Below are 23,440 nucleotides of genomic sequence, written 5' to 3' on the forward strand. Positions count from 1 at the left end.
GAATAGGAAATAGAAATGAAATTAAGAAGAAGTGATCGGATGGTTGTCATTTCCAACTATTTGATTAATCATCCTTATAAACTAACTAGTCTCAATACTTTTGCTGAAAAGTATGAATCTGCTAAATCATCCATCTCAGAAGATATCGTCATTATCAAACGCGCCTTTGAGGAAATCGAAATCGGTCACATCCAGACTGTGACTGGGGCTGGCGGAGGTGTTATCTTTACACCATCAATCTCAAACCATGATGCTAAGGAAATGGTTGAAGACTTGCGTGCCAAGTTGTCAGAAAGTGACCGTATCTTGCCAGGTGGCTACATCTACCTGTCTGATTTACTTAGCACACCAGCTATCTTGAAAAATATTGGTCGCATTATTGCCAAGAGCTTTATGGATCAAAAAATTGACGCGGTTATGACAGTAGCAACCAAGGGTGTGCCACTTGCAAATGCAGTTGCCAATGTCCTCAATGTCCCTTTTGTCATTGTGCGCCGTGACCTGAAAATTACCGAAGGTTCAACGGTTAGCGTCAACTATGTATCCGGTTCAAGTGGTGACCGTATCGAGAAAATGTTCCTTTCAAAACGGAGTCTCAAGGCAGGTAGCCGTGTCTTGATTGTGGATGACTTCTTGAAAGGCGGCGGAACTGTCAATGGGATGATTAGTCTCTTGCGCGAATTCGACTCAGAATTGGCAGGTGTAGCGGTCTTTGCGGACAATGCCCAAGAAGAACGTGAAAAGCAGTTTGACTACAAGTCACTCTTGAAGGTAACCAATATTGATGTCAAGAACCAAGCCATCGATGTTGAGATTGGTAATATTTTTGACACAGAAGAATAAAGGATAAAGGTTGGAACGGTTGTCCCAGCCTTTCTTTGCAAATAGAATAGAAGGAAACTTATGAAAACACCATTTATTAATAAAGAAGACTTAGAAGCGATTGTAGCCGAGTTCCCAACTCCCTTTCACTTATATGATGAGAAGGGAATTCGTGAGAAGGCAAGAGCCGTCAACCAAGCCTTTTCGTGGAACAAGGGCTTTAAGGAATATTTTGCAGTTAAGGCTACTCCAACCCCAGCTATTTTGAAAATTATCCAAGAGGAAGGCTGTGGTGTGGACTGCTCTAGTTACGTAGAGCTTTTGATGAGCCATAAACTGGATTTCCCTGGTTCTGAGATTATGTTCTCTTCAAACAATACGCCAGATAAGGAATATGCCTATGCGCGTGAATTGGGTGCGATCATTAACTTGGATGCCTTTGAAGATATTGAACATTTGGAGCGAGCAGCAGGCATTCCAGAAATCATCTCATGTCGTTATAATCCTGGAGGCGTTTTTGAACTGGGGACAGACATTATGGATAATCCTGGGGAGGCTAAGTTTGGTATGACCAAGGACCAACTCTTTGAATCCTTTGCCATCTTGAAGGAAAAAGGAGCCAAGACTTTTGGGATTCACTCCTTTCTAGCATCCAATACTGTCACCCATCTCTATTATCCAGAGTTGGCGCGTCAGCTTTTTGAATTGGCTGTTGAAATCAAGGAAAAGCTGGGTATTTCACTAGACTTTATCAATCTTTCCGGGGGTATTGGAGTCAACTATCGTCCTGAGCAGGAGCCAAATGATATCGCCTTGATTGGTGAGGGAGTTCGTAAGGTGTATGAAGAGGTTCTTACGCCAGCAGGTCTTGGTCAGGTCAAGATTTTCACCGAATTGGGTCGTTTTATGCTGGCACCTCACGGTGCTTTAGTCACAAGAGTCACTCATAAGAAGAAAACCTACCGTACCTATCTAGGTGTGGATGCATCAGCAGTCAACCTCATGCGTCCAGCTATGTACGGAGCCTATCACCATATTAGCAACATGACTCATCCAGATGGACCAGCTGAAGTGGTAGATGTGGTTGGTTCACTCTGTGAAAACAATGATAAATTTGCAGTCAATCGCGAACTGCCTTATACAGAAATCGGTGATTTGCTGGTCATTCATGATACAGGTGCCCACGGTTTTTCAATGGGCTACCAGTACAATGCCAAACTTCGTTCTGCGGAAATCCTTTATACTGAAGAAGGCAAAGCCCGTCAAATCCGCCGTGCAGAGCGCCCTGAAGACTATTTTGCAACCTTGTATGGTTTTGATTTTGAAGAATAATCTGAGAATAGATTGAAAATGAAATTGAAAAACAGATTGCTTTCTAAAAAATAGGTAAAAATCTTGTTTTTCCTTCAAGTCGTGATATAATAAAACTATAAAACGTTTTCAAGGAAGGTGACGATATGTCTGAAGAAACAATTGATTATGGACAAGTGACAGGAATGGTGCATTCGACAGAAAGTTTTGGGGCGGTAGATGGCCCTGGTATTCGCTTTATTGTCTTTTTACAGGGCTGTCACATGCGTTGCCAGTATTGCCATAACCCAGATACTTGGGCTATGGAGTCCAATAAATCACGTGAACGGACGGTAGATGATGTCTTGACAGAAGCCTTGCGCTACCGTGGTTTCTGGGGAAATAAGGGCGGGATTACAGTCAGCGGAGGAGAAGCCCTCTTGCAGATTGATTTCCTGATTGCCCTTTTCACCAAGGCTAAGGAACAAGGAATCCACTGTACCTTGGACACCTGTGCCCTTCCTTTCCGTAATAAACCACGTTACCTTGAAAAGTTTGACAAACTCATGGCTGTCACTGACTTGGTTCTCTTAGATATCAAGGAAATCAACGAAGAACAGCACAAGATTGTTACTAGCCAAACCAATAAAAATATCTTGGCCTGTGCCCAGTATCTATCAGATATTGGAAAACCTGTCTGGATTCGCCACGTGCTAGTTCCAGGATTGACAGACAGAGACGATGACTTGATTGAACTTGGTAAGTTCGTCAAGACTCTTAAAAATGTGGATAAGTTTGAAATTCTGCCTTATCACACCATGGGTGAGTTTAAATGGCGTGAATTGGGAATTCCCTATTCCCTCGAAGGGGTTAAACCACCAACAGCAGACCGCGTTAAGAACGCTAAACAACTCATGGATACCGAAAGTTACCAAGACTATACGAAACGTGTACATGGATAGAAAAGAAGCCTGATGGAAACATCGGGCTTTTGACTTGCAAAAAGACTTAGCAAATCAGCTAAGCCTTTCTTCTTATCTCGAACGTTGTTTTCCAGCGTTGCGATTTTTGTGTTTTTTCTTGCTTGTGATAGCAGTTGGTTGTTCAGGGGTAACGTCTTTTCGTCCATTTGGTGTTGAGAAAGCACTTGCTTTTGGTGGGTTCTTGGCTAGTTCTTCACGGACTTTTTTGCGAAGTTTTGGACGAACGATATAGTTGACGATAAACTGTTGGAGAATCATCATGAAACCACCGACAACCCAGTAAAGTGTAACACTGGCTGGTGAGAAGAGGGAGAAGACGACGATCATGAGTGGGCTCATGTAAATCATTTTTTTAATTTGTTCTCTTTGCATTTCATCTTCTACTCCGTGAAGTGAAAGGAGCGATTGAAGATAGTAAAGGACACCAGCGAAGGCAACCAAAATCATACTTGGAGAACCTAGAGGAATTCCTAGGTAGCTTGCTTGAGCAACACCTTCAGTATGTTGGGCAGCAAAGTAGATAGCAGAGAAGAAAGGCATTTGAAGGAGGATAGGGAAACATCCTACACCACCAAACATGCTGATGCCATGCTCTTTTTGAGCGGCAAAGAGAGCTTGTTGGGCTTCGAGTTTTTCTTCTTGAGTAGTTGCTTCTTTGAGACGAGTTTGGTGTGGCTCAAGGACGTGCTTGAGGGCATTCATCTTTTCAGAGTGAAGCGTTGCCTTCCATGATTGGTAGATACCAAGTGGCAAGATAATCAAGCGCACGATAATGGTTACGATGATGATAGCGACACCAAAGCCTAGACCTTGATCAGTAGCGAAGTACTTGATAGCTTCAGCCATAGGCGCTCCGATCGTATTCCAAATAAATCCTGTTGGCTGACCTGTGGTTTTATCGACATTGACACAGCCAGTCAAGACAAGCAACATAGCCACTCCCATAGCCGAGAATGCAAAACGTTTAATAGATTTCACTGTTTTTATTCCTTCTTTAAAAATTATACCTTTCTATTCTACTGTTTTTTTACAAAATATACAATAGTTCTGGAGACCTAATTTGCGATTTTAAAGTCAGAGTAGGGAGGAAAGTTGCTTAGTTTGACATCTAAGTAGCTTACTTTTGAAAAAGGTGTCGGTCCTTTTCGGATTTCTTGGATAAATTTTGCCATGATAGCAGATGAGTCTGCTTGGGCTAAGATTTCCACTGTGCCATCGTCGTTATTCCATACCCGACCTGTGATGCCACCGATTTCAAGGGCCAGGCTATAAACACCCCAACGAAAGCCGACTCCCTGCACCCTACCTTGGGCAATCATTCTAACCTTTTGCATACCAAACCCCTTTGATTGTGTTATAATATTTCTATGACTATTATAACCTCAAAAGCCAATTCTGTGGTAAAAAATGCTAAGAAATTACACCAAAAAAAATACCGCAAGTCTGCCTATTTGATTGAAGGCTGGCACTTGTTTGAAGAAGCTGTCCAAGCTGGAGTGACGATTGAGAAAATCTTTGCCCTAGAAAGTTACCGAAATCAGTTAGCTGCTTTTCCGCAAACTATCTGGGTGTCAGAGGATATTTTACTAGATTTGGCGGATTCTCAGACTCCACAGGGAATCGTTGCGATGGTTCAAAAAGAAGAAGTAGGACAAGCTGACTTTAGTCAGGGCAAGTTCTTGTTTTTGGAAGATGTGCAAGATCCTGGTAATGTAGGAACCATCATTCGAACTGCGGATGCAGCAGGCTTTACAGGAGTGATTGTTTCAGATAAATCGGCAGATATCTACAGTCTCAAGACCTTACGTTCCATGCAAGGCAGTCATTTTCATCTGCCTATTTACCGGATGACTAGCCAAGCGCTCCTTAAGGAAACCAAAGAGGCAGCTATCCCTGTGCTAGCTACAACCCTATCTAAAGATTCTGTTGATTACAGAGAACTGCCTCCTATAGAAAATTTTGTACTAGTCATGGGAAATGAGGGCCAAGGAATTAGTCCCCTTATGGCTGAAAGTGCAGACCAGTTGGTCCATATTAGCATGAAGGGGCAGGCGGAGAGTTTGAATGTTGCCATTGCAGCTGGTATTTTGATTTTCCATTTAAGCTAATTTTAACTTTTTTTGTTATAATCAAGGAAAGATGTTCATAGAAAAGGAGAAAAGATGAATCACACTATTATACATGACCGTGTAGGTCTCAATCAATTTTACGCTAAGGTATATGCCTTTGTTGGTCTGGGAATCGGACTATCTGCTTTGGTATCAGGCCTTATGTTGACGGTCTTTCAGTCTCAGTTGCTCTACTTTTTGATGCAGGGGCGTCTCTGGTTGACCATTGCAACCTTTGCAGAATTGGCCTTGGTTTTCGTTGCCAGTAGCATGGCTTCAAGAAATAGTCCAGCTGCTCTTCCAGTATTTTTGCTATACTCTGTTTTAAACGGTTTTACCCTTAGTTTTGTGGTAGCCTTCTATACTCCGGGTACAGTTTTATCTGCCTTTGTATCGAGCGCCCTTCTCTTCTTTGTCATGGCTGCAGTTGGTATCTTCACCAAGAAAGATTTGAGCGGTCTTGGTCGAGCTATGATGGCGGCTCTGATCGGTTTGATTATTGCTATGATAGTCAATATTTTCTTGTCTAGCGGTTTCTTTGATTATATGATTAGCGTAGCCATGGTCTTGGTTTTCTCAGGACTGATTGCTTGGGATAACCAAAAAATTCGCCTTGTCTATGAACAATCGCAAGGTCGTGTAGCGACAGGCTGGGTGGTGTCAATGGCTCTCAGTATCTATCTTGATTTTATCAATCTCTTCCTAAGTATTTTACGTATCTTTGGTCGTAATGATTAAAAGGTCTATAAAATCAGTGTTTTGAGTGACACTGATTTTTTTTAAATTTTCTCTTTTCTTTTCTTGGAAATAGGTGTATAATGTTTTTAACTAATTTTTGAGGAGTAGCCTATGAAGAAAAGTTTTATTCACCAACAAGAAGAAATTTCCTTTGTCAAAAATACTTTTACCCAGTATTTGAAAGATAAGTTAGAAGTTGTCGAAGTTCAAGGTCCTATCTTGAGTAGGGTCGGTGATGGGATGCAGGACAACTTATCAGGTGTGGAGAATGCCGTATCGGTCAAGGTTCTCCAAATCCCTGATGCTACTTATGAAGTGGTGCACTCCCTTGCTAAATGGAAACGCCACACCTTGGCTCGCTTTGGTTTCGGTGAAGGGGAAGGTCTTTTCGTCCACATGAAGGCCCTTCGTCCAGATGAGGATTCCTTGGATGCAACCCACTCTGTTTATGTTGACCAGTGGGACTGGGAGAAGGTTATCCCAAATGGTAAGCGTAACATCGTTTATCTAAAAGAAACAGTTGAGAAGATTTATAAGGCTATTCGCCTGACTGAGCTAGCTGTTGAAGCCCGTTATGACATCGAGTCTATCTTGCCAAAACAAATCACCTTTATTCATACAGAAGAATTGGTAGAACGCTACCCAGACTTGACACCGAAAGAACGTGAAAATGCGATTTGTAAAGAATTTGGAGCCGTCTTTTTGATTGGTATCGGTGGCGAGTTGCCAGATGGTAAACCGCACGATGGACGTGCACCAGACTATGATGACTGGACAAGCGAGTCTGAAAATGGCTACAAGGGTCTAAATGGTGATATTCTTGTCTGGAATGAATCTCTGGGTGGAGCCTTTGAGTTGTCTTCTATGGGGATTCGTGTAGATGAAGAAACCCTTCGCCGTCAGGTTGCCATCACAGGTGATGAAGACCGCTTGGAATTGGAATGGCACAAGGCTCTATTGAATGGCCTATTCCCATTGACAATCGGTGGAGGAATTGGACAATCTCGTATGGCCATGTTCCTACTTCGCAAGAGACACATCGGAGAAGTGCAAACAAGTGTTTGGCCTCAAGAAGTCCGCGATACTTACGAAAATATTTTGTAGAGAATCGAACCGCAAGGTTCGGTTTTCTTTCTCTTTTTGTCTATAATTTGGTATAATAAACAGTATGAAAATCGTATCAGGAATCTATGGGGGACGTCCCCTCAAGACACTAGAGGGCAAGACGACAAGGCCTACTTCAGATAAGGTTAGGGGCGCCATTTTTAACATGATTGGTCCCTACTTTGAAGGGGGACGAGTCTTGGACCTTTATGCAGGTAGTGGTGGTTTATCTATCGAAGCAGTATCGCGTGGCATGTCCAGCGCTGTTTTGGTGGAGCGAGACCGTAAGGCTCAGACCATCGTGGCTGAAAATATCCAGATGACCAAGGATGTTGGAAAATTTCAACTCCTCAAGATGGATGCAGAAAGGGCATTGGAGCAGGTATCTGGGGAATTTGACCTTATTTTCTTAGACCCTCCTTATGCCAAGGAACAAATGGTAGCAGATATTGAAAAAATGGCTGAGAGAGAGCTTTTTTCTGAAGATGTCATGGTTGTGTGTGAGACGGATAAGGCCGTTGAACTTCCAGAAGAAATTGCCTGCCTGGGTATCTGGAAGGAAAAGATTTATGGAATTAGTAAGGTGACAGTCTATGTCAGATAAGATTGGCTTATTCACAGGCTCATTTGATCCGATGACAAATGGGCATCTGGATATGATTGAACGGGCGAGCAGACTTTTTGATAAGCTCTATGTTGGTATTTTTTTTAATCCCCACAAACAAGGATTTCTCCCTATCGAAAATCGTAAACGGGGGCTAGAAAAGTCTGTGAAACATTTGGAAAATGTTGCAGTCGTGTCTTCTCATGATGAATTGGTGGTCGATGTTGCGAAAAGACTGGGTGCTACTTGTCTAGTGCGAGGCTTGAGAAATGCGTCGGATTTGCAATACGAAGCCAGTTTTGATTACTACAACCATCAGCTGTCTCCTGATATAGAGACTATTTATTTACATAGTCGACCTGAACATCTCTATATCAGTTCATCAGGCGTTAGAGAGCTTTTGAAGTTTGGTCAGGATATTGCCTGCTATGTTCCCGAGAGTATTTTGGAGGAAATAAGAAATGAAAAAAAAGATTAGATGGCCCTTATACGTCATTGCGGCCTTGATTGTGACTTTCTTGGCATTTGTAGTGCCCTTGCCTTATTATATAGAGGTTCCAGGTGGTTCGGAAGATATTCGCCAAGTCCTTAAAGTAAATGACACAGAAGATAAGGAAGCTGGTGCCTATCAATTCGTTACGGTTGGTGTTCAACATGCCACTTTAGCTCATATGATTTATGCGTGGTTGACGCCTTTTACAGATATTCGTAGTGCCCAAGAGACTACAGGTGGCTCTTCCGATGTTGAATTTATGCGGATCAATCAATTCTACATGCAAACATCACAAAATATGGCCAAGTATCAAGGTCTAAAAACAGCTGGTAAGGATATCGAGCTCAAGTACTTTGGGGTTTATGTCTTGAATGTGACGGATAATTCAACCTTTAAAGGGATTCTCAATATCTCTGATACGGTCACAGCAGTCAATGATCAGACCTTTGATAGTTCCAAGGACTTGATTGATTACGTCAGTTCTCAACAATTAGGGGACTCCGTCAAGGTGACCTATGAAGAGGATGGGCAAACCAAGTCTGCAGAAGGAAAGATTATCAGCTTGGAAAATGGAAAAAATGGGATTGGAATCGGCTTGATTGATCGTACAGAGGTAACCAGCAATGTCCCAATTAGTTTTTCAACAGCTGGTATTGGCGGCCCAAGTGCTGGTCTCATGTTTAGTCTAGCTATCTATACTCAAATAGCTCACCCAGATCTTCGTAATGGTCGTATTGTTGCTGGTACAGGTACCATTGACCGCGATGGGAATGTGGGGGATATTGGAGGTATTGATAAAAAAGTTGTAGCTTCGGCTAGGGCAGGTGCCGCTATTTTCTTTGCCCCTGATAATCCTGTTAGCGAAGAAGAACAAAAAGCACACCCGGATGCAAAAAACAACTACCAAACAGCCCTAGAAGCATCCAAAACAATCAAGACAGATATGAAAATCGTGCCCGTTAAAACCCTACAAGATGCAATTGATTACTTGAAAAACAATCCCTAGTTTTTAAGTGAAGTTTCCAAACTAGCGCACAAACAGAGAAGATGGTATAATAGTCAAATGGTTCAATTATTATTCACTCTAAGCAGTCACATGCTCTTTATTTATGTGAGTTTTTACCTTTTAAAGGATCTTGTTAGATGGGAAAAGGTTTTAAAAGTGACAGCTGAGAATACAAGAAAAGTTCGTTTATTAGTAGGTTTTTTCAGCATTGTAATGGGCTATATCTTGAGTTCTTTCTTTATCAGCCTGTATCATTTGTGGCAAGAAGCGCTTAGAGGATTATTATAAAATCAAGAGTAAAGGAAACGAGTATGGACAAAATTGTGGTTCAAGGTGGCGATAATCGTCTGGTAGGAAGTGTAACCATCGAAGGAGCAAAGAATGCAGTCTTGCCCTTGTTGGCAGCGACTATTCTAGCAAGTGAAGGAAAGACAGTCTTACAGAATGTACCGATCTTGTCGGATGTCTTTATTATGAATCAGGTGGTTGGTGGTTTGAATGCCAAGGTTGACTTTGATGAGGAAGCCCATCTTGTTGAGGTGGATGCTACTGGCGACATCACTGAGGAAGCCCCTTACAAGTATGTCAGCAAGATGCGCGCCTCCATCGTTGTATTAGGGCCAATCCTTGCCCGTGTGGGTCATGCCAAGGTATCCATGCCAGGTGGTTGTACCATTGGTAGCCGTCCTATTGATCTTCATTTGAAAGGTCTGGAAGCTATGGGGGTTAAGATTAGTCAGACAGCTGGTTACATCGAAGCCAAGGCAGAACGCTTGCATGGCGCTCATATCTATATGGACTTTCCAAGTGTTGGTGCAACGCAGAACTTGATGATGGCAGCGACCCTAGCTGATGGGATGACAGTGATTGAAAATGCTGCGCGTGAGCCTGAGATTGTTGACCTAGCCATTCTCCTTAATGAAATGGGAGCTAAGGTTAAGGGTGCTGGTACAGAGACCATTACCATTACCGGTGTTGAGAAACTTCATGGTACGACTCACAATGTAGTCCAAGACCGTATCGAAGCAGGAACCTTTATGGTAGCTGCTGCCATGACTGGTGGTGATGTCTTGATTAAAGATGCTGTCTGGGAGCACAACCGTCCCTTGATTGCCAAATTGCTTGAAATGGGAGTGGAAGTGACGGAGGAGACGGAAGGAATTCGCGTTCGCTCTCAACTAGAAAATCTAAAAGCTGTTCATGTGAAAACCTTGCCCCACCCAGGATTTCCAACAGATATGCAGGCTCAATTTACAGCCTTGATGACAGTCGCAAAAGGGGAATCAACTATGGTGGAGACAGTTTTCGAAAATCGTTTCCAACATCTAGAAGAAATGCGTCGCATGGGCTTGCATTCTGAGATTATCCGTGATACAGCTCGTATTGTTGGTGGTCAACCTTTGCAGGGAGCGGAAGTTCTTTCTACTGACCTTCGTGCCAGTGCAGCCTTGATTTTGACAGGTTTGGTAGCACAGGGAGAAACTGTGGTCGGTAAATTGGTTCACTTGGATAGAGGTTACTACGGTTTCCATGAGAAGTTGGCGCAGCTAGGTGCTAAGATTCAGCGGATTGAGGCAAGTGATGAAGATGAATAAGAAATCAAGCTACGTAGTCAAGCGTTTACTTTTAGTCATCATAGTACTGATTTTAGGTACTCTGGCTCTAGGAATCGGTTTAATGGTAGGTTATGGAATCTTGGGCAAGGGTCAAGATCCATGGGCTATCCTGTCTCCAGCAAAATGGCAGGAATTGATTCATAAATTTACAGGAAATTAGGCTGGAGAACCAGCCTTTTTCTAAAGATAAGGAGAAATATGAACAAAAAAACAAGACAGACACTAATCGGACTGCTAGTGTTATTGCTTTTGTCTACAGGGAGCTATTATATCAAGCAGATGCAGTCGGCACCTAATAGTCCTAAAACCAAGCTTAGTCAGAAAAAACAAGCGTCTGAAGCTCCTAGTCAAGCATTGGCAGAGAGTGTCTTAACAGACGCAGTCAAAAACCAAGTAAAAGGGAGTCTGGAGTGGAACGGATCAGGTGCTTTTATCGTCAATGGTAATAAAACAAACCTAAATGCCAAGGTTTCAAGTAAGCCCTACGCTGATAATAAAACAAAGACGGTGGGCAAGGAGACCGTACCAACCGTGGCTAATGCCCTCTTGTCTAAGGCTACTCGTCAGTACAAGAATCGTGAAGAAACTGGGAATGGTTCGACTTCATGGACTCCTCCAGGCTGGCATCAGGTCAAGAATCTAAAGGGCTCTTATACCCATGCAGTCGATAGAGGTCATCTGTTAGGCTATGCCTTAATCGGTGGTTTGGATGGTTTTGATGCCTCGACAAGCAATCCTAAAAACATTGCTGTTCAGACAGCCTGGGCAAATCAGGCGCAGGCCGAGGATTCGACTGGTCAAAACTACTATGAAAGTAAGGTGCGTAAAGCCTTGGACCAAAACAAGCGTGTCCGTTACCGTGTAACCCTTTACTACGCTTCAAACGAGGATTTAGTTCCTTCAGCTTCACAGATTGAAGCCAAGTCTTCAGATGGAGAATTGGAATTTAATGTTCTAGTTCCCAATGTTCAAAAGGGGCTTCAACTGGATTACCGAACTGGAGAAGTCACTGTTACTCAGTAAAATACAAAATAAACTCCTATGTCACTTGTGGATGTAGGGGTTCTTTATTACTAGTTTAAGCAGGGCTAGAATAGGTACTAAGAAAAAAATAATATGTACTGGATTAAATTTTGTGATATAATAAGTGACAAGATACTATTTTAGGAGAAGAACTATGGAAGACCCAAGTAGTCAGAATTTGTTGCTACAATTTGTTTTATTGTTTATCTTGACGGTATTAAATTCCTTTTTCTCAGCCACAGAAATGGCCATGGTGTCACTAAACCGTGCACGTGTTGAACAAAAGGCAGAAGAAGGAGATAGACGCTATATTCGTCTGCTGAAGGTACTAGAAAATCCTAATCACTTTTTATCAACCATTCAAGTAGGGATTACCCTGATTACGATCTTATCAGGGGCGAGTTTGGCTGATACTCTAGGACGTGTGATTGCCTCTTGGCTTGGGAATGGCGAAACAGCACAAGCCGTGGCAACTTTTCTATCCTTAGCATTTTTGACCTATATTTCCATCGTTTTTGGGGAATTATATCCTAAGAGAATCGCTCTTAATCTAAAGGATGCCTTGGCAATTCGTACAGCGCCGGTTATCATTGGGATCGGAAAACTAGTCAGTCCTTTTGTTTGGCTTTTAGCTGCTTCGACCAATTTCTTGAGCCATTTGACTCCTATGTCATTCGATGATGCGGATGAAAAGATGACCCGTGATGAAATTGCCTATATGCTGACAAATAGTGAAGAAACATTGGATGCTGATGAGATTGAGATGCTACAAGGTGTCTTTTCGCTCGATGAATTAATGGCACGAGAGGTTATGGTTCCTCGGACGGATGCCTTTATGGTGGATATTCAGGATGATAGTCAAGCCATTATCCAAAGTATTTTAAAACAAAACTTTTCCCGTATACCAGTTTACGATGGGGATAAGGACAATGTAATTGGAATCATTCACACCAAGAGTCTCCTTAAGGCTGGTTTTGTGGATGGTTTTGATAATATTGTTTGGAAGAAAATCTTACAAGATCCACTTTTTGTACCTGAAACTATTTTTGTGGATGACTTGCTAAAAGAATTGCGCAATACCCAAAGACAAATGGCAATCTTGCTGGATGAATACGGTGGTATGGCTGGTTTGGTGACTTTGGAAGACCTCTTAGAGGAAATTGTTGGTGAAATTGATGATGAAACGGACAAAGCAGCAATAGATGTTCATCAGATTGGTGAGGATACCTACATTGTTCAAGGAACTATGACCCTCAATGATTTCAATAATTACTTTGATGTTGAACTGGAAAGTGATGACGTTGATACCATCGCTGGTTATTATTTGACAGGAGTGGGGACCATTCCGACGACTGAGAAACTCAGCTATGAATTGGTCAGCCAAAACAAACAACTTATCTTAACCAATGATAAAGTGAAAAATGGACGTGTTACCAAGGTAAAAGTCCAAATTACAGAAGTCGAAATAGAAGAAGAAACAGAGTAAACTAGAGGCTTTTGTCACCATACGTGACGAAGCTTTTTTCAGTTGATTTCATGAGGGAATTATGTCATGGAAAGAACTTTGCCCCAAAAGTTTTTCAAAATTATCCGTATTTATCAGAAGAAAAAATAAAAAAGCCCTTCAAATTGGGCTTTCTGTTCATTTGAAACCTGATAAATCAAGTTATAGAAGGCGGTAGACGGATTTGAACCGACGATCAAGCTTTTGCAGAGCCGTGCCTTACCACTTGGCTATACCGCCTTAACGTTTCTTATTATACCTTGAAAATGATTTTCAGTCAATAGCTTTTTCAGTTTTTTGTATCATAGTGTGATTCGAATGTGATGCCAAGTTTTCTATGGGAAAAAATTACCAAAAAACTACTGAATCCCCTTGAAAAATCTAGCTAAATAGGGTATAATATGAGTAATCATTTGTCGTAGGTTTTGTCTGAAATATTGTCCAGACAAGGCTCACAGCAGTTAAATCTTCTGAAAAAGTCAGATTTAGCTGCTCTTTTTGTGCTTTTTTTCAGGATTTTGTGTGTTTGTAACAAAGACTTAAAGATTCTGAAAATTCGTCAAGAGGACACGGTGATAAGGGTTTTACAACCATATGACGATTAGAAAGCCTAATTGACAAGGCTTGGAACTTATTTACAAAGGAGAATCATCTTGGCAGGACATGACGTTCAATACGGGAAACATCGTACCCGTCGTAGTTTTTCAAGAATCAAAGAAGTTCTTGACTTACCAAATTTGATTGAAATTCAAACTGACTCATTCAAAGATTTCCTAGACCACGGTCTTAAGGAAGTGTTTGAAGATGTATTGCCAATTTCAAACTTCACAGACACAATGGAGTTGGAATTTGTTGGATATGAAATCAAGGAACCAAAATACACGCTAGAAGAAGCTCGTATCCACGATGCTAGCTACTCAGCACCAATTTTTGTAACCTTCCGCTTGATCAATAAAGAAACAGGCGAAATCAAGACCCAAGAAGTTTTCTTTGGTGATTTCCCAATCATGACAGAAATGGGTACTTTCATCATCAATGGTGGTGAACGGATCATCGTATCTCAGTTGGTCCGCTCACCAGGTGTTTACTTTAACGATAAAGTTGATAAGAACGGTAAAGTGGGCTACGGTTCAACTGTTATCCCTAACCGTGGAGCTTGGTTGGAACTTGAAAGCGACTCAAAAGATATTGCCTACACTCGTATCGACCGTACTCGTAAGATTCCATTTACGACCTTGGTTCGTGCCCTTGGTTTCTCAGGTGATGATGAAATTTTTGATATCTTTGGTGATAGCGAATTGGTTCGCAACACTGTTGAAAAAGATATCCACAAGAACCCAATGGATTCTCGTACAGACGAAGCCTTGAAAGAAATTTACGAACGCCTTCGTCCAGGTGAGCCTAAGACTGCTGAAAGCTCACGTAGCTTGCTTGTAGCTCGTTTCTTTGACCCACGTCGCTATGACTTGGCAGCTGTCGGTCGTTACAAGATCAATAAAAAACTCAATGTTAAAACACGTTTGCTCAACCAAACAATTGCTGAGCCATTGGTAGATCCTGAAACAGGAGAAATCTTGGTAGAAGCTGGAACTGTTATGACTCGTAGCGTGATTGAAAGCATTGAAAGCCATTTGGATGGTGACTTGAACAAGATTGTTTACATTCCAAATGATGCAGCTGTTGTGACTGAGCCAGTTGTTCTTCAAAAATTCAAGGTTGTTGCTCCAACTGATCCAGACCGTGTTGTAACGATCATTGGTAATGCCAATCCAGATGACAAGGTTCGTATCGTCACTCCTGCAGATATTCTTGCTGAGATGAGCTATTTCCTCAACTTGGCTGAAGGACTTGGCCGTGTGGATGACATCGACCATCTTGGGAATCGTCGTATCCGTGCGGTTGGTGAATTGCTTGCCAACCAAGTACGTCTTGGTCTTTCTCGTATGGAACGTAATGTCCGTGAACGTATGTCTGTTCAGGACAACGAAGTCTTGACACCACAACAAATCATCAATATCCGTCCTGTAACAGCTGCGGTGAAAGAATTCTTTGGTTCATCACAGTTGTCACAGTTCATGGACCAACACAACCCGCTTTCTGAGTTGTCTCACAAACGCCGTTTGTCAGCCTTAGGACCTGGTGGTTTGACACGTGACCGCGCTGGATATGAAGTACGTGACGTGCACTACACTCACTACGGTCGTATGTGTCCAATCGAGACACCTGAAGGACCTAACATCGGTTTGATCAATAACTTGTCATCTTACGGACACTTGAACAAATATGGTTTTGTTCAAACACCATACCGTAAAGTTGACCGCGAAACAGGTGTCGTTACGAATGAAATCGTTTGGTTGACAGCCGATGAAGAAGATGAATTTACTGTAGCACAGGCCAACTCTCGTCTTAATGAAGATGGAACCTTTGCTGAGAAGATTGTCATGGGACGTCACCAAGGGGTCAACCAAGAGTATCCAGCTAATGTTGTTGACTACATGGACGTATCACCAAAACAGGTAGTTGCCGTTGCGACAGCATGTATTCCTTTCTTGGAAAACGATGACTCCAACCGTGCCCTCATGGGAGCAAACATGCAACGTCAGGCTGTGCCATTGATCAATCCTCAGGCACCTTACGTTGGTACTGGTATGGAATACCAAGCAGCCCACGACTCTGGAGCGGCCGTGATTGCTCAGTATGATGGTAAAGTTACTTACGCAGATGCTGACAAGGTAGAAGTTCGTCGTGAAGATGGTTCATTGGACGTTTACCATATCCAAAAATTCCGTCGTTCAAACTCAGGTACTGCTTACAACCAACGCACTCTAGTAAAAGTTGGTGATGTCGTTGAAAAAGGCGATTTCATCGCTGACGGACCTTCCATGGAAAATGGAGAAATGGCGCTTGGACAAAACCCAATCGTTGCCTACATGACTTGGGAAGGTTATAACTTCGAGGATGCCGTTATCATGAGCGAACGCTTGGTTAAAGACGATGTCTACACATCTGTTCACCTTGAAGAATACGAATCAGAAACGCGCGATACAAAGCTTGGGCCTGAAGAAATTACTCGTGAAATTCCAAACGTTGGTGAAGATGCCCTTAAAGACCTTGACGAAATGGGTATTATCCGTATCGGTGCTGAGGTTAAAGAAGGCGATATCCTTGTAGGTAAAGTAACACCTAAGGGTGAGAAAGACCTTTCGGCTGAAGAACGTCTTTTGCACGCTATCTTCGGAGACAAGTCTCGTGAAGTGCGTGACACTTCTCTTCGTGTACCACACGGTGCCGATGGTGTCGTTCGTGATGTTAAGATCTTTACACGTGCAAATGGAGATGAGTTGCAATCAGGTGTCAACATGCTGGTTCGCGTCTACATCGCTCAAAAACGTAAGATCAAGGTCGGAGATAAGATGGCCGGACGTCACGGAAATAAAGGGGTTGTCTCTCGTATCGTTCCTGTAGAAGACATGCCTTACCTTCCAGATGGAACTCCAGTCGATATCATGTTGAACCCACTTGGGGTGCCATCACGTATGAATATCGGTCAGGTTATGGAGCTTCACCTTGGTATGGCTGCTCGTACTCTTGGTATTCACATCGCAACACCAGTCTTTGACGGAGCAAGTTCTGAAGACCTTTGGTCAACTGTTAAAGAAGCTGGTATGGATAGCGATGCCAAAACAATCCTTTACGATGGACGTACTGGGGAACCGTTTGATAACCGTGTTTCTGTCGGAGTCATGTACATGATCAAACTCCACCACATGGTTGACGATAAATTGCATGCGCGTTCTGTCGGACCTTACTCAACTGTTACCCAACAACCACTTGGAGGTAAAGCTCAGTTTGGTGGACAACGTTTCGGTGAGATGGAGGTTTGGGCTCTTGAAGCCTATGGTGCATCAAATGTCCTTCAAGAAATCTTGACTTACAAGTCTGACGATATCAACGGACGTTTGAAAGCTTATGAAGCCATTACAAAAGGAAAACCAATTCCAAAACCAGGTGTTCCAGAATCCTTCCGAGTTCTTGTCAAAGAATTACAATCTCTTGGTCTTGACATGCGTGTCCTAGACGAAGATGACCAAGAAGTGGAACTTCGCGACTTGGATGAAGGAATGGACGAAGATGTCATCCACGTAGATGACCTTGAAAAAGCCCGCGAAAAAGCAGCCCAAGAGGCTAAAGCAGCCTTTGAAGCTGAAGAAGCAGAGAAAGCAACAAAAGCGGAAGCAACAGAAGAAGCTGCTGAATAAGAATAAGCAGTTCACTTAGAATAGAAAGGGAAGAAATAGTGGTTGATGTAAATCGTTTTAAAAGTATGCAAATCACCCTAGCTTCTCCAAGCAAAGTCCGTTCATGGTCTTATGGAGAAGTCAAAAAACCTGAAACAATCAATTACCGTACCTTGAAACCAGAACGTGAAGGACTCTTTGATGAAGTTATCTTTGGTCCTACAAAAGACTGGGAATGTGCTTGTGGTAAGTACAAACGCATTCGTTACAGAGGAATTGTTTGTGACCGTTGTGGGGTTGAAGTAACGCGTACAAAAGTTCGTCGTGAGCGTATGGGGCACATCGAGTTGAAAGCTCCTGTATCTCACATCTGGTACTTCAAGGGGATTCCAAGCCGTATGGGCTTGACCCTTGATATGAGCCCTCGTGCCCTCGAGGAAGTGATCTACTTTGCGGCTTATGTGGTGATTGATCCTAAGGATACACCACTGGAGCACAAGTCTATCATGACAGAGCGCGAATACCGAGAGCGCTTGCGTGAATATGGTTATGGTTCATTTGTTGCCAAGATGGGTGCCGAAGCCATCCAAGACCTTTTGAAGCAAGTAGATCTTGAAAAAGAAATTGCTGAACTCAAAGAAGAATTGAAAACAGCTACTGGACAAAAACGTGTCAAAGCCATCCGTCGTTTGGATGTTTTGGATGCCTTTTACAAGTCTGGAAACAAACCTGAATGGATGATTCTTAACATCCTTCCGGTTATCCCACCAGATCTTCGTCCAATGTTGCAGTTGGATGGTGGCCGTTTTGCCTCATCTGACTTGAATGACCTTTACCGCCGTGTTATCAACCGTAACAACCGTTTGGCTCGTTTGCTTGAGTTGAATGCGCCTGGTATCATCGTTCAAAATGAGAAGCGTATGCTTCAAGAAGCGGTTGATGCTTTGATTGACAATGGTCGTCGTGGTCGTCCAATCACAGGACCAGGTAGCCGTCCGCTGAAATCATTGAGCCACATGCTTAAAGGGAAACAAGGACGCTTCCGTCAAAACTTGCTCGGTAAACGTGTTGACTTCTCAGGACGTTCCGTTATCGCCGTTGGTCCAACTCTTAAGATGTACCAATGTGGTGTGCCACGTGAAATGGCAATTGAGCTCTTTAAACCATTCGTCATGCGTGAAATCGTTGCCCGTGATATCGTGCAAAACGTCAAAGCAGCTAAACGCTTGGTGGAACGCGGAGATGAGCGTATCTGGGATATCCTTGAAGAAGTGATTAAAGAACACCCAGTGCTTTTGAACCGCGCACCGACCCTTCACCGTTTGGGTATCCAAGCCTTTGAGCCAGTCTTGATTGATGGTAAGGCCCTTCGCTTGCACCCACTTGTCTGTGAAGCCTACAATGCCGACTTTGACGGGGACCAAATGGCCATCCACGTACCGCTTTCAGAAGAAGCCCAAGCAGAAGCTCGTATTTTGATGCTCGCTGCTGAGCATATCTTGAACCCGAAAGATGGTAAACCAGTTGTTACTCCATCTCAGGACATGGTTTTGGGTAACTACTACTTGACTATGGAAGAAGCTGGTCGTGAAGGTGAAGGAATGGTCTTCAAAGACCGTGACGAAGCGGTTATGGCTTACCGTAATGGTTATGTTCACCTTCACTCACGTGTTGGTATCGCAACAGATAGCCTTAACAAACCATGGACAGAAGAGCAAAAACACAAGGTCTTGCTTACAACCGTTGGTAAAATCCTCTTCAACGACATTATGCCAGAGGGGTTACCATACTTGCAAGAACCAAACAATGCCAACTTGACAGAAGGCGTTCCAGCTAAATACTTCTTGCCACTTAGTGGAGATATCAAGGAAGCTATCAGTAATCTTGAACTCAACCCTCCATTCAAGAAGAAAAACCTTGGAAATATCATCGCTGAAATCTTCAAACGTTTCCGTACGACAGAAACTTCTGCCCTACTTGACCGTATGAAGAATCTCGGTTACCACCACTCAACTCTTGCAGGATTGACAGTGGGTATTGCCGATATCCCAGTCGTTGATGACAAGGCTGAAATCATTGAAGAATCACATAAACGTGTAGAACAGATCACAAAACAATTCCGTCGTGGTATGATCACGGACGACGAGCGTTACAATGCCGTTACAGCTGAATGGCGTGCTGCCCGTGAAAAACTTGAGAAACGCTTGATTGCCAACCAAGATCCTAAGAACCCAATCGTTATGATGATGGACTCTGGAGCCCGTGGTAACATCTCAAACTTCTCACAGCTTGCCGGTATGCGTGGTCTGATGGCTGCTCCGAACGGACGTATCATGGAATTGCCAATCCTTTCAAACTTCCGCGAAGGTTTGTCAGTACTCGAAATGTTCTTCTCAACTCACGGTGCCCGTAAAGGTATGACCGATACGGCCCTTAAGACAGCCGACTCAGGTTACTTGACTCGTCGTTTGGTTGACGTTGCCCAAGACGTTATCATCCGTGAGGACGACTGTGGAACTGACCGTGGTCTCTTGATCCGCTCTATCGCAGAAGGAAAAGAGATGATCGAGTCTCTCGAAGAGCGTCTCAATGGTCGTTACACTAAGAAAACTGTTAAACATCCAGAAACTGGTGCAGTGATCATTGGTCCAAATGAATTGATCACAGAAGACAAGGCGCGTGAAATTGTTAATGCTGGTGTGGAAGAAGTGACTATCCGTTCCGTATTTACATGTAATACTCGTCACGGTGTCTGCCGTCACTGTTACGGTATCAACTTGGCGACTGGTGATGCGGTTGAAGTTGGTGAAGCAGTTGGTACAATCGCTGCCCAATCTATCGGGGAACCTGGTACACAGCTTACAATGCGTACCTTCCACACGGGTGGGGTTGCCTCAAATACCGATATCACTCAGGGTCTTCCTCGTGTCCAAGAAATCTTTGAAGCCCGCAATCCTAAAGGGGAAGCGGTTATCACAGAGGTTAAAGGACAAGTTACCGCTATCGAAGAAGATGCATCAACTCGTACCAAGAAAGTCTTTGTTAAGGGCGAAACTGGTGAAGGTGAGTACGTCGTTCCATTTACAGCTCGTATGCGTGTAGAAGTTGGGGACCAAGTAGCGCGTGGTGCTGCTCTTACAGAAGGTTCTATCCAACCAAAACGTCTCCTTGCAGTCCGTGATGTCTTGTCAGTTGAAACTTATCTTCTCGGTGAAGTACAAAAAGTTTACCGTAGCCAAGGGGTAGAAATCGGTGACAAACACATCGAGGTAATGGTTCGTCAAATGATCCGTAAAGTCCGTGTCATGGATCCAGGTGACACAGATCTTCTCATGGGTACCCTCATGGATATCAATGACTTTACAGATGCTAACAAAGATGTTCTTATCTCAGGTGGAGTTCCAGCGACTGGTCGACCAGTCCTCATGGGAATTACCAAAGCCTCACTTGAAACCAACAGTTTCTTGTCAGCGGCTTCCTTCCAGGAAACAACTCGTGTCCTTACAGACGCGGCTATCCGTGGTAAGAAAGACCATCTCCTTGGACTTAAAGAAAATGTTATCATCGGTAAGATCATCCCAGCAGGTACTGGTATGGCTCGTTACCGTAACCTTGAACCACATGCTGTCAACGAAGAAGAATACCTTAATCCTCCAGTAGAGGAAGAAGGAAATGAAGAAACAACAGAAGTAGTTGTGGATACTGCCGTTGAAACTGTGGAAGAAACAGTAGAATAAAAGCAGATGAGAGAGCCTTCGGGTTCTCTTTCTCTTTTCTGAAAACTTTCTCCATTTTTCCATGGAATGTGGTAAAATAAAAGAAAGAAGCTGACAAAGGAGACAGGTATGGAACAAACATTTTTTATCATTAAACCAGATGGTGTAAAAAGAGGACTAGTGGGTGAAGTGTTGAAACGTATCGAACAACGTGGATTTACAATTGAAAAATTGGAGTTGCGTACACAGCTTTCAGAAGAGTTAATTGACCAGCACTATCAGGACTTGGTTGGTCAAAGTTTTTACCCACCGATTCGTGAATTTATGACTTCAGGACCGGTTCTTGTAGGTATCATTTTTGATCCCAAAGTAATCGAAACTTGGCGGACCATGATGGGTGCAACTGATCCAGAAGAAGCTTTACCAGGAACGATTCGAGTTGATTTTGCAAAAGCTGCTGGAGAAAATGAGACTATCCAAAATGTTGTACATGGTTCAGATTCAGAAGAGTCAGCTAAGCGAGAAATTGCTCTTTGGTTTTAAGAGTTGATTGGCTCAATCAATCGGTTAAAAGCTCATTTGAATAGAAAGTATAGTCACATAAAAAAGAAAGGACTAACTTCGTCCTTTCTCATTCTTAGTTTTTCTTCAACCTACTACAGTAGATAAACATACTGAATAGCTACTGTCTTCACTCATTTAATTCTTAAAAATTGATAGAGTTGACAAATGGTAGAAAAAAGCTCTTTTTAATAAGTTAAGTATCAACTACAGTTACGATTAGCATTCGTTACTTAACCCACTCACCATTATAGTTTACGTAGTAACCATCTACTGTGGTATTAACAGCTAGAGCACCTGAACCATAGGCATAATACCATTTACCATTGATTTGGAACCAGCCTGTTTTCATATCTCCATTACTTGTATTTAGATAGTACCATATTGAACCATCTTTCACCCAACCTGTGGACATTGCACCTGATGAACGAAGATAGTACCAGTTATTACCAACATAAGCCCAACCTGTTGCCATTGCACCTGATGAACGGAGGTAGTACCACTTATTGCCAATTTGCTTCCAACCAGTTTGCATGATACCAGTTTCTGAATCTAGATAGTACCAAGCTGAACCATCATTTATCCAACCTACACGTCTTTCACCACCAAGATTCTTATTCCCAGAATTTCCTGTTTTTGCTAGGTAATACCAGTTAGATTGATCATAAAGCCAACCTGTCTTTAAATAATGATCTTGATCAAAGTAGTAGTATGCTAATTTAAGAACTTCGGGACCTTCCCAGCCTTCACCATGTTTTTTCCCAACGGTTAAGGAATATTTTAGCTCTAATTCTTGCCAACCAACAAACTCTTGTAGCACTCCATTTTCGTCAAAGTAGTACCATTCTGGCATTGGGGAACCTTCTAATCTGATACCATTAGGGTAAGGACCAATTGTATATCCTTTAACTGGCATTGGAATGTACTGCCAACCAACAACCATTTCGCCATTATAATCAAAATAATAGGTCTTCCCATCAATCACTCGCCAGTCCGTTTCTTTGAGGTCCCCCTTTTTGTAATAGGTTCTACCGTTTTCTTGGACAAACTGCCATCCTTCAGAGTTATCTGCAAATACTGTATTCGTAGCTAGCAAACCAAAGAAAATTACTGTTAGTCCAGCTTGCATAGTTTTTTTCAAAAGTTTCATTTATATATACCTCCAATATTAAATCCACTCACCAGATGAAGCGAAATTATAAACTTTCCCATCAATAGTTTGGCTACCTGTAACCATTGCTCCACTTGAATTGAGATAATACCAATTTCCTCCCACTTTTATCCAACCGGTTTTCATGTCTCCATTTTTATTATCTAAGTAATACCATCTGCCTCGTACATATTTCCAACCTGTTGCCATTGAACCAGAGGTTTCCAGATAATACCATTTCCCATTTACTTTTTGCCAATCTGTGAGCATCTTACCGGAGGCGTCTAGATAGTACCAAGTGTCATTTATCTTTTGCCAACCTGTTTGTTTCGTACTGTTCTTATAATAGTACCAAGTACCACCAATCAATTTCCAACCATCAATAGAATGCCCTCGAATAACAGAGTAGATGAAAGATAGAGCCTTCTCATTTAACTTGACAGCATAATTCATTTGTTCTGCCTCACTCCCATTGGTATGAACT

Annotated in this window: 21 protein-coding genes, 1 tRNA gene and 1 pseudogene; 18 read left to right on the forward strand and 5 right to left on the reverse strand. The window is 42.6% G+C overall.

Features of this window, described 5'->3' with window-relative positions:
- Positions 1-15: 15 nt before the first annotated feature.
- The 3 genes from purR (at position 16) to pflA (ending at position 3,074) form a co-directional block, all read left to right on the forward strand.
- The gene (gene purR / locus HT709_RS09365; protein ID WP_050223230.1) at positions 16-843 is read left to right on the forward strand and encodes a pur operon repressor; all 828 of its coding nucleotides are present in this window, start codon (positions 16-18) and stop codon (positions 841-843) included.
- Between the two features lie 60 nt (positions 844-903).
- A complete protein-coding gene (locus HT709_RS09370) occupies positions 904-2,154 on the forward strand; it encodes a diaminopimelate decarboxylase (protein ID WP_100104503.1) in 1,251 nt (416 codons plus the stop codon).
- A gap of 125 nt (positions 2,155-2,279) precedes the next feature.
- Positions 2,280-3,074: a pyruvate formate-lyase-activating protein gene (gene pflA, locus HT709_RS09375; protein ID WP_001288274.1), complete on the forward strand. Its 795-nt coding sequence runs from the start codon at positions 2,280-2,282 to the stop codon at positions 3,072-3,074.
- Positions 3,075-3,146: 72 nt separating this feature from the next.
- Here pflA and yidC read toward each other — a convergent pair whose 3' ends face one another.
- Positions 3,147-4,073: a membrane protein insertase YidC gene (gene yidC, locus HT709_RS09380; protein WP_000835945.1), complete on the reverse strand. Its 927-nt coding sequence runs from the start codon at positions 4,071-4,073 to the stop codon at positions 3,147-3,149.
- 77 nt (positions 4,074-4,150) lie between these two features.
- The gene (locus tag HT709_RS09385; protein WP_001174613.1) at positions 4,151-4,429 is read right to left on the reverse strand and encodes an acylphosphatase; all 279 of its coding nucleotides are present in this window, start codon (positions 4,427-4,429) and stop codon (positions 4,151-4,153) included.
- A 33-nt stretch (positions 4,430-4,462) separates the two neighbouring features.
- On the opposite strand from HT709_RS09385, the gene HT709_RS09390 reads away from it, so the two are divergent.
- The 12 genes from HT709_RS09390 to HT709_RS12075 all read left to right on the forward strand — a co-directional run bounded on the left by HT709_RS09390 (position 4,463) and on the right by HT709_RS12075 (position 13,469).
- A complete protein-coding gene (locus tag HT709_RS09390) occupies positions 4,463-5,203 on the forward strand; it encodes an RNA methyltransferase (protein ID WP_172925706.1) in 741 nt (246 codons plus the stop codon).
- A 54-nt stretch (positions 5,204-5,257) separates the two neighbouring features.
- Positions 5,258-5,941 carry a Bax inhibitor-1/YccA family protein gene (locus tag HT709_RS09395; protein WP_023933293.1) on the forward strand — a complete coding sequence of 228 codons (684 nt, stop codon included), beginning with the start codon at positions 5,258-5,260 and terminating at the stop codon, positions 5,939-5,941.
- A 111-nt stretch (positions 5,942-6,052) separates the two neighbouring features.
- Positions 6,053-7,045, forward strand: a complete 993-nt coding sequence (gene asnA / locus HT709_RS09400; protein ID WP_050223227.1) for an aspartate--ammonia ligase — start codon at positions 6,053-6,055, stop codon at positions 7,043-7,045.
- Between the two features lie 64 nt (positions 7,046-7,109).
- Positions 7,110-7,649, forward strand: a complete 540-nt coding sequence (rsmD, locus tag HT709_RS09405) for a 16S rRNA (guanine(966)-N(2))-methyltransferase RsmD (protein WP_050251651.1) — start codon at positions 7,110-7,112, stop codon at positions 7,647-7,649.
- Positions 7,639-8,127, forward strand: coding sequence for a pantetheine-phosphate adenylyltransferase (gene coaD / locus HT709_RS09410; protein WP_172925707.1), 489 nt, complete (start codon positions 7,639-7,641; stop codon positions 8,125-8,127). Before rsmD ends, coaD begins: the two co-directional genes overlap by 11 nt.
- Positions 8,111-9,148, forward strand: coding sequence for a SepM family pheromone-processing serine protease (locus tag HT709_RS09415; protein ID WP_172925708.1), 1,038 nt, complete (start codon positions 8,111-8,113; stop codon positions 9,146-9,148). The genes coaD and HT709_RS09415 overlap by 17 nt, the downstream gene beginning before the upstream one ends.
- Before the next feature lie 57 nt (positions 9,149-9,205).
- The gene (locus HT709_RS09420; RefSeq protein WP_023933289.1) at positions 9,206-9,436 is read left to right on the forward strand and encodes a DUF1146 family protein; all 231 of its coding nucleotides are present in this window, start codon (positions 9,206-9,208) and stop codon (positions 9,434-9,436) included.
- 23 nt (positions 9,437-9,459) lie between these two features.
- The gene (gene murA, locus HT709_RS09425; RefSeq protein ID WP_000358021.1) at positions 9,460-10,743 is read left to right on the forward strand and encodes a UDP-N-acetylglucosamine 1-carboxyvinyltransferase; all 1,284 of its coding nucleotides are present in this window, start codon (positions 9,460-9,462) and stop codon (positions 10,741-10,743) included.
- Positions 10,736-10,924, forward strand: a complete 189-nt coding sequence (locus HT709_RS09430; RefSeq protein ID WP_001036519.1) for a DNA-directed RNA polymerase subunit beta — start codon at positions 10,736-10,738, stop codon at positions 10,922-10,924. Before murA ends, HT709_RS09430 begins: the two co-directional genes overlap by 8 nt.
- A gap of 38 nt (positions 10,925-10,962) precedes the next feature.
- Positions 10,963-11,787 (forward strand): DNA-entry nuclease EndA, encoded by an 825-nt coding sequence (endA, locus tag HT709_RS09435; protein ID WP_050222256.1) that lies wholly within the window; start codon positions 10,963-10,965, stop codon positions 11,785-11,787.
- Between the two features lie 154 nt (positions 11,788-11,941).
- Entirely contained in the window at positions 11,942-13,273 is a 1,332-nt protein-coding gene (locus tag HT709_RS09440) for a hemolysin family protein (protein WP_172925709.1), read from the forward strand.
- 61 nt (positions 13,274-13,334) lie between these two features.
- Positions 13,335-13,469, forward strand: coding sequence for a hypothetical protein (locus HT709_RS12075; RefSeq protein ID WP_259390846.1), 135 nt, complete (start codon positions 13,335-13,337; stop codon positions 13,467-13,469).
- On the opposite strand, the gene HT709_RS09445 is transcribed toward HT709_RS12075, so the two are convergent.
- Positions 13,461-13,531: transfer RNA gene (locus HT709_RS09445), tRNA-Cys, on the reverse strand. The two genes, HT709_RS12075 and HT709_RS09445, sit on opposite strands and share 9 nt — an antisense overlap.
- A 413-nt stretch (positions 13,532-13,944) precedes the next feature.
- Here HT709_RS09445 and rpoB point away from each other — a divergent pair.
- The 3 genes from rpoB to ndk all read left to right on the forward strand — a co-directional run bounded on the left by rpoB (position 13,945) and on the right by ndk (position 21,788).
- Complete coding sequence (rpoB, locus tag HT709_RS09450; RefSeq protein WP_172925710.1) at positions 13,945-17,550, forward strand: DNA-directed RNA polymerase subunit beta; 3,606 nt, start codon at positions 13,945-13,947, stop codon at positions 17,548-17,550.
- 38 nt (positions 17,551-17,588) lie between these two features.
- Positions 17,589-21,266 carry a DNA-directed RNA polymerase subunit beta' gene (rpoC, locus tag HT709_RS09455; RefSeq protein ID WP_172925711.1) on the forward strand — a complete coding sequence of 1,226 codons (3,678 nt, stop codon included), beginning with the start codon at positions 17,589-17,591 and terminating at the stop codon, positions 21,264-21,266.
- A gap of 108 nt (positions 21,267-21,374) precedes the next feature.
- On the forward strand, positions 21,375-21,788 hold the full coding sequence (ndk, locus tag HT709_RS09460) for a nucleoside-diphosphate kinase (protein WP_172925712.1): 414 nt from the start codon (positions 21,375-21,377) through the stop codon (positions 21,786-21,788).
- 247 nt (positions 21,789-22,035) lie between these two features.
- Here ndk and HT709_RS09465 read toward each other — a convergent pair whose 3' ends face one another.
- A complete protein-coding gene (locus HT709_RS09465) occupies positions 22,036-22,956 on the reverse strand; it encodes an N-acetylmuramoyl-L-alanine amidase family protein (RefSeq protein WP_172925713.1) in 921 nt (306 codons plus the stop codon).
- A gap of 18 nt (positions 22,957-22,974) precedes the next feature.
- Positions 22,975-23,440 (reverse strand): annotated as a pseudogene (locus HT709_RS11955) (choline-binding protein G); the annotation flags it as partial.

This window comes from Streptococcus sp. 1343, from assembly GCF_013277355.1.
Lineage (GTDB): Bacteria > Bacillota > Bacilli > Lactobacillales > Streptococcaceae > Streptococcus > Streptococcus pseudopneumoniae.

Bases quoted from the DNA above. Each gene is read 5' to 3' on its own strand.
- purR (WP_050223230.1), top strand. From the start codon at position 16: ATGAAATTAAGAAGAAGTGATCGGATGGTTGTCATTTCCAACTATTTG.
- HT709_RS09370 (WP_100104503.1), top strand. From the start codon at position 904: ATGAAAACACCATTTATTAATAAAGAAGACTTAGAAGCGATTGTAGCC.
- pflA (WP_001288274.1), top strand. From the start codon at position 2,280: ATGTCTGAAGAAACAATTGATTATGGACAAGTGACAGGAATGGTGCAT.
- HT709_RS09385 (WP_001174613.1), bottom strand. From the start codon at position 4,429: ATGCAAAAGGTTAGAATGATTGCCCAAGGTAGGGTGCAGGGAGTCGGC.
- HT709_RS09390 (WP_172925706.1), top strand. From the start codon at position 4,463: ATGACTATTATAACCTCAAAAGCCAATTCTGTGGTAAAAAATGCTAAG.
- HT709_RS09395 (WP_023933293.1), top strand. From the start codon at position 5,258: ATGAATCACACTATTATACATGACCGTGTAGGTCTCAATCAATTTTAC.
- asnA (WP_050223227.1), top strand. From the start codon at position 6,053: ATGAAGAAAAGTTTTATTCACCAACAAGAAGAAATTTCCTTTGTCAAA.
- rsmD (WP_050251651.1), top strand. From the start codon at position 7,110: ATGAAAATCGTATCAGGAATCTATGGGGGACGTCCCCTCAAGACACTA.
- coaD (WP_172925707.1), top strand. From the start codon at position 7,639: ATGTCAGATAAGATTGGCTTATTCACAGGCTCATTTGATCCGATGACA.
- HT709_RS09415 (WP_172925708.1), top strand. From the start codon at position 8,111: ATGAAAAAAAAGATTAGATGGCCCTTATACGTCATTGCGGCCTTGATT.
- HT709_RS09420 (WP_023933289.1), top strand. From the start codon at position 9,206: ATGGTTCAATTATTATTCACTCTAAGCAGTCACATGCTCTTTATTTAT.
- murA (WP_000358021.1), top strand. From the start codon at position 9,460: ATGGACAAAATTGTGGTTCAAGGTGGCGATAATCGTCTGGTAGGAAGT.
- HT709_RS09430 (WP_001036519.1), top strand. From the start codon at position 10,736: ATGAATAAGAAATCAAGCTACGTAGTCAAGCGTTTACTTTTAGTCATC.
- endA (WP_050222256.1), top strand. From the start codon at position 10,963: ATGAACAAAAAAACAAGACAGACACTAATCGGACTGCTAGTGTTATTG.
- HT709_RS09440 (WP_172925709.1), top strand. From the start codon at position 11,942: ATGGAAGACCCAAGTAGTCAGAATTTGTTGCTACAATTTGTTTTATTG.
- HT709_RS12075 (WP_259390846.1), top strand. From the start codon at position 13,335: ATGTCATGGAAAGAACTTTGCCCCAAAAGTTTTTCAAAATTATCCGTA.
- ndk (WP_172925712.1), top strand. From the start codon at position 21,375: ATGGAACAAACATTTTTTATCATTAAACCAGATGGTGTAAAAAGAGGA.
- HT709_RS09465 (WP_172925713.1), bottom strand. From the start codon at position 22,956: ATGAAACTTTTGAAAAAAACTATGCAAGCTGGACTAACAGTAATTTTC.